Raw genomic sequence first — 6332 nt, forward strand, 5'->3', positions numbered from 1 at the left:
TACTGGCAATTAGTTGGGTTAAGTCTTTTTAGTCACAAACCACCTATTTAATAAACATTCTTATAATACCCTCAGCATAAATCGTACCTGTCTGCGAAATTTCCTTAATTAAGTTGACAATGTAGATGGGGAAAATTTATGTTAGAAGCTTACTGACAAGGAGGATTATGATGGGCGTGCTTTATTCAACTAAAGTTTTTATCTCTGGAGGTCGTGAAGGTCATGCTAAATCGGCTGATGGGATCTTAGATCTTAAGTTGGCTCCACCAAAAGAGCTTGGAGGCCAAGGCGGTGCAACTAACCCCGAGCAGCTTTTTGCTACTGGTTATGGGGCTTGTTTCGAGAGTGCGCTTCGTCTTGTTGCTAGAAATAAAAAAATTCCTATCACTGGATCATCTGTTATTTCAACCGTTACTCTTAATTCAACGGATGAAAAAGGTTTTTTTCTTTCTGTTGTCTTAGAAGTCGAAGTGGAGGGTGTCGATCAGCAGACTGCTCAAGAATTAGTTGATACTGCTCACACTGTTTGCCCTTATTCGAAAGCAATACATGGAAATGTGGAAGTAAAATTGGTTGCGAAGGCTAAATAACTCCCCCCTGCGTACCGCGGTTTGTCCGGCGTTGTTGCAAACTCTACTCTCGTCTCTATCTACCGCGGCTTGTCCGCGGTAGATAGGCGATCTTTTTTCATATTGAGATCTCTGGATCCCGCGGACAAGTTGCGGGACGTAGGGAGAAAATTATAGTTATAGTCACGGGAGGTAGGGATAGAGTCCGTTTAAGGAGCTCATAGAATCCTTACTAGCTCGAACCAGCAGCGGGAAAATTAAGCAAATAATCCTTTAACTCATCAGGTACATTCGGGGGTTTAAAGTAATAGCCCTGAGCGAAGTCGCAGCCGTGAGCAATGATAAAATCTTTTTGTAATTCAGTTTCAACCCCTTCTGCCAACACTTCTAGATTTAAGCTATGGCCTAGATTAATAATTGCACGCGCGATGGCTGCATCATTTTCTTTGTTGACTAATTCATTAATGAAAGAGCGATCAATTTTCAATTTATCAACGGGGAACTGTTTTAAATAAGACAAACTCGAATAACCTGTACCAAAATCATCGATTACTAATTTGATACCCATGTCTTTTAATTTATACATGGTTTCAACGGCATGATCCAAATCGTCTACCAGCAAACTCTCTGTTAGTTCTAATTCTAAAAATTTCGCCGCTAAGCCTGAGTTTTTTAATACGGCTGCAATCACTTCTGGAAGATCAGTTTGTCGGAATTGTCGACCTGAAATATTGACAGAAATACTTAAGTCTTTATAACCTTCATTATGCCAGCGCATTGCTTGAGCACAGGCTTGTTCTAACACCCATTTACCGATGCTTATAATTAATCCATTTTCCTCTGCCATACCAATGAATTCCATGGGCGATACTTGGCCTAATAAATGACTATTCCATCTTATTAAAGCCTCAAAACCAAGGATACGATTTTTCTTTAAATCAATAAGTGGCTGATAAACAAGATAAAATTCATTTTTCTTTTGTGCGTCACGCAAGGCGTTATCCAATTGCATATGGTTGATAACGCGTCGATTCATTTCTTGTTCGAAAACACGATAATTATTACGGCCGCTATCTTTTGCGTGATACATCGATAAGTCAGCGCTCTTCATCAATGATTCATAATCAAGACCATCTTTGGGGTAAAAACTAATACCAATACTTCCGGTAATTTTTAAACTATGTTGATCGACCTGAAATGGCTTTTCAATGAGATGCAAAATCTCCTGAGCCATCTGTTGAGCCTGTTGTTCGCTATTTAATTCAGGTAGAAGAATAACAAACTCATCACCACCAAGCCTTGCTACCGTATCAAAATCATTGGTAGCAATCAGTAGACGATTCGAAACCGCTTGCAATAACTTATCACCGATACTGTGGCCTAGGGTATCATTGGTCATTTTAAAACGGTCTAAATCCAAGAAAAGGAAAGCAAGAAGTGTATTTTTTTTCTTCGCTTGTAAAATCGCCTGCTCCACCCTATCCATAAGCAAAACACGATTAGGGAGCTCGGTTAGTGAATCATGCGTGGCTTGGCGAACGAGTTGCTTCTCCATTTCCCGTCGCTGCGTAATGTCGTTAATAATACAAACATAATGCCTGACCTTATTAAAGGAATCGCTAACTGGCGCTACGCTAAGTTCGCACCAGAACAGTTCTCCATTGCGTCTAAAGCTTTCAATCTCCACTGTTTCTTCGCGTTGTTCTCTAATGGCTAACAAAATACGTTTTTGGTTCACTTGGTCAGTCTTAGAACCTTGCAAATGTGCTAAGTTTTGGCCAATTGCATGTTTCTCAGTGTACCCCGTTATTCGCTCAAACGCTTTATTCACATAGATAATAGGTTGATGGGGTTTGGTAATATCAATGATTGCTACACCATGAGTGCTTGCTTCGATCGCTCTTTCACGGATACGCAGTGCATCTTCTGACATCAAACGACTTGTAACATCGCGAAAACTGTAAACGCGACCTACAATTTCATTGCCAACTCGCTGAGGTTGCGTATATCGCTCAAAAATGCGGCCATCTTTAAAATGAAGTAAAGGCAATTCACCCTGCCAATCGGGATTTTCGTAAAGGTATTGCACATCAGAAATAACAGCGGCCGGATTACTCAATTGTTCTAAAATATATTCAAAACCAATACTTTCTGTACCGGATTCAAGCATGTGAGAGGGAATGCGCCACATTTCGACAAATTTTTGATTCCAATCAACAACCTGTCCTTTCCCGTTGACCATCATTATTCCATCCGCAGTAGACTCTAGGGTCGCGCGCAACAGCGATAATGATTTCTCCATCTCAATATTTTTTTCAAGAATGTCACTTTCTATCTTAATATTTTCAGAAAGAGGGGAGTTGTTCAAACGCTGAAATTCAGGCTGATTGTGGTACCATTTTTCGAGCAATGAAGATAACTCAGGTGTAAAGGAGATAATTCCTAATTCTTCGCAAACGTTGGTTATTGAAGGCTCCTTGCCACGTTTTTTTACAGATTCGGCTGCGGAGGCAACTTTTTCGTAATCAATTTCTTGCCTACTCATTGGTCCCTCACTAAAATTGACTTCCATATGAAGCAATTTATTTTTTTTAACAACTTATGCATCTAAGACTCATTAAGATTATTATATACTGCTCCTACGATTTTTGCCTGGGAGGCTTTTTAAATAAGGAACGCGACAATGGACAAAACTCACTTTAATACTAGAGCAATTCACGCAGGGCAACAACCGGATCCAAGTACTGGCGCGGTTATGACACCTATCTATGCAACCTCTACTTACCGTCAATCAGCACCAGGGGTGCATCAAGGTTATGAGTATTCACGAACCCATAACCCCACTCGCTCTGCCTACGAAGGCTGTATAGCAAGCCTTGAATCAGGGCTGCGGGGCTTTGCCTTTGCTTCTGGAATGGCAGCAATCAATACCGTTATCGACCTACTTGATGCAGGTGACCATGTCATTGCTACGGATGACTTATACGGCGGTAGTTTTAGATTATTTGATAAGGTTAAAACAAGAACATCAAATCTCTCTTTTTCTTTCGTCGATATGACTGATATTCGTAATATCGAAGCGGCAATTACGCCTAAAACTCGCCTGTTATGGGTTGAAACACCTTCAAATCCAATGTTAAAACTCGCTAACTTACGTGAAATTGCTGCACTAGCGAAACGTCATAAATTACTTAGCGTTGCAGATAATACCTTTGCCACACCTTGGATTCAACGGCCTTTGGAGTTGGGCTTTGATCTTGTTTTACATTCTGCCACTAAATATTTAAATGGTCACTCGGATGTGATTAGCGGGGTAGTAGTCGTTGGCGACAGACCGGAATTAGCCGAAAAATTAGCTTTCCTACACAATTCCTGTGGAGGTATCGCGGGTCCTTTCGACAGTTTTATGGTGCTTCGCAGTTTGAAAACGCTTCCTCTACGTATGCAACGGCATTGTGAAAATGCAGAACAATTAGCAAGTTGGTTAGAAAAACATCCTAAAGTTGCAAAAGTTATCTATCCTGGGCTTGCCAGTCATTCACAACATCAACTTGCCAAAGAACAAATGCAGGCTTTTGGCGGCATGATATCAATAACCATCAAAGGTGATTTGGCCGATACAACTCGCTTTTTATCTCGTTGTGAATTATTCACGCTCGCAGAAAGTTTAGGTGGTGTTGAAAGTCTCATTGAGCATCCCGCGATAATGACTCACGCTTCTATCCCTGCAGAAACACGTAGAGAACTTGGAATTGAGGACGGTTTTGTCAGGCTATCAGTGGGAATCGAGCATATCGATGATCTGATTGCTGATTTAAATTACGCTTTAGACTAGCCATCAGGAGTTAATCTATGCCCAAAGAAAGAAAATCAGGGGGCCAACTACATGGTTTGGCCGCATTAATGTTTTTAATCACAGTCACTACTCTCTGTTTTATTCCAATTCTTTTTATTGGATTATTAAAATTATTTCCCCATCGACGTTGGCAAGCCGGTTGTACCCGGCTCGTTGACACCATAGCGACTATCTGGTGCGATTCGAATAATGCTTATATTGGACGAGCCCAAAAAATCAAATGGCAGGTGAGTGGTTTAGATAATTTAAATCGTAAAGACTGGTATTTAGTGATTGCTAACCACCAAAGCTGGTTGGATATTGTTGTTTTGCAGCGACTTTTTAATCGAAAAATACCAACACTGAAATTTTTCATTAAAGATCAACTAAAATGGATTCCATTATTAGGTTTCTCTTGGTGGGCTATGGGCTGTCCTTTTATGAAGCGTTACTCGAAAGACTATCTAGTAAGAAAACCACATAAAAAAGGCAAAGATTTAAAGGCCACACGTAAAGCCATTGAACGCTTTAAACATTCCCCTGCGACAATCATGAGTTTTGTTGAAGGCACCCGCTATAGCCAGCAAAAAAACCAACAACAAAAATCCCCCTATCAACATTTACTCAAACCCAAAGCGGGAGGCATTAGTTTTGTTATCTCTGCCATGGGGCAGCAATTTAATAGTTTACTCGACGTCACTATTATTTACTCGGGAAAACAACATTCACTCTGGGATTTCCTTTGTCGTAGAATCGAGTCCATTAAAATACATATTCGCCAATTACCCATCCCCTCTCAATTTGCACATTCTAATTTAGTCGAAGATGATGAAACCCAGTTGGAATTTAGGAATTGGTTAAATGATAATTGGCTTGAAAAAGATAATTTGATCGCTAATTTGAAGGGTTAGTGTTAAAAGACCATAGGTCGAGCCAAGGCTCAACCAATGGTACACAAGAGCAAAGGGGGTGACGACCTAGACGATCGCTCCTTCCAATTTCGGTGTATCCAGCGAAATACAAGCATTCACTAACTCTTCCACATTGTGAATTGCATGGTCTATCCCTAGCGCTGTTGCTAACGCAACACCATATTTATCGATATATTCTTGAAGAGAATCTCCTAAAGATCCTTGCTGCAAGGCACCCAAAGCTCGAGATCCTGGCTGCAAAGCTATTTTTGCGCCTTCAAATGATTCATTATCTTGTCGAAGAAGAAGATTGATTAAATTTCTTGCCCCATCCATTTTATCGTCGCGATTATATTGAAATTTTTCAAAGATAGAGAATCCGTAGATAAACTCTCTTTTTGCTCGCTTTTCTTTATATTCATGGGCAATCCAAATCAGTGTATTAATAGGGTCACGTTGATTCAGAAAATCTATCAGCTCATCAATCGAATTGAATTTCTTATCAGCAGCTAAAGCGACTTGGAGTTGGTCACCATATTGTTCAAGGTATTGCTCAAGCTTATCAGCAAGCCGACCATCATTAAGTGCGCCGCGATCTTCCTCTGAAATATATCGATTAGTCTCTAGTAAGCCATTAATAAAATTGCTAGCAGCGGCTAATTTACCTTTCTGTGTGTATTGGAAAAAGCTAAACCAAATTTCCGATTCGCCTGCACGTTGGCGCTTATAGTCTTCTACCGCTTTCTTAAGCAATGCAATAGGATTTTCTAACTCGTTGTCATCGGTATTATTATTGATCTCTTGTTCTTCTTCCTCTTGCTCCAGAAGCTTGAGTTCCTCTTTTCTCTGTTTATCTAAGTGCTTGCGCTCTTCTTTCTCTTTACGCCTTTCATCTTTCAAGCGTTGACGCTCTGCTTCTTTGCTTTCTTCTTTTTCCTTGCGTTTTTCATCTTTCAAACGCTGACGCTCTTGCTCCTGACGCTTGCGTTCCTCTTCCTGACGCTCTTCATCTTCCAA

General features: G+C 40.5%; 5 protein-coding genes. 3 read left to right on the forward strand and 2 right to left on the reverse strand.

Annotation, left to right across the window (positions count from 1 at the left end; genetic code table 11):
• Positions 1-167 precede the first annotated feature (167 nt).
• Entirely contained in the window at positions 168-590 is a 423-nt protein-coding gene (locus Lnau_RS09140) for an organic hydroperoxide resistance protein (protein ID WP_420795477.1), read from the forward strand.
• A gap of 211 nt (positions 591-801) precedes the next feature.
• On the opposite strand, the gene Lnau_RS09145 is transcribed toward Lnau_RS09140, so the two are convergent.
• Positions 802-3114: a bifunctional diguanylate cyclase/phosphodiesterase gene (locus tag Lnau_RS09145; RefSeq protein WP_058504799.1), complete on the reverse strand. Its 2313-nt coding sequence runs from the start codon at positions 3112-3114 to the stop codon at positions 802-804.
• Between the two features lie 138 nt (positions 3115-3252).
• Between Lnau_RS09145 and Lnau_RS09150 the strand changes: the two genes are divergently transcribed.
• Both Lnau_RS09150 and Lnau_RS09155 read left to right on the forward strand, forming a co-directional pair.
• On the forward strand, positions 3253-4404 hold the full coding sequence (locus tag Lnau_RS09150; RefSeq protein WP_058504800.1) for a trans-sulfuration enzyme family protein: 1152 nt from the start codon (positions 3253-3255) through the stop codon (positions 4402-4404).
• A gap of 17 nt (positions 4405-4421) precedes the next feature.
• Positions 4422-5315, forward strand: a complete 894-nt coding sequence (locus Lnau_RS09155; protein WP_058504801.1) for an acyltransferase — start codon at positions 4422-4424, stop codon at positions 5313-5315.
• A gap of 66 nt (positions 5316-5381) precedes the next feature.
• Here Lnau_RS09155 and Lnau_RS16550 read toward each other — a convergent pair.
• Positions 5382-6332, reverse strand: a 951-nt coding sequence (locus tag Lnau_RS16550; protein ID WP_202972575.1) for a hypothetical protein, incomplete at its 5' end; no start/stop codon positions are given.

The sequence above is a fragment of the Legionella nautarum genome, from assembly GCF_001467895.1.
Classification (GTDB): Bacteria; Pseudomonadota; Gammaproteobacteria; order Legionellales; family Legionellaceae; genus Tatlockia; species Tatlockia nautarum.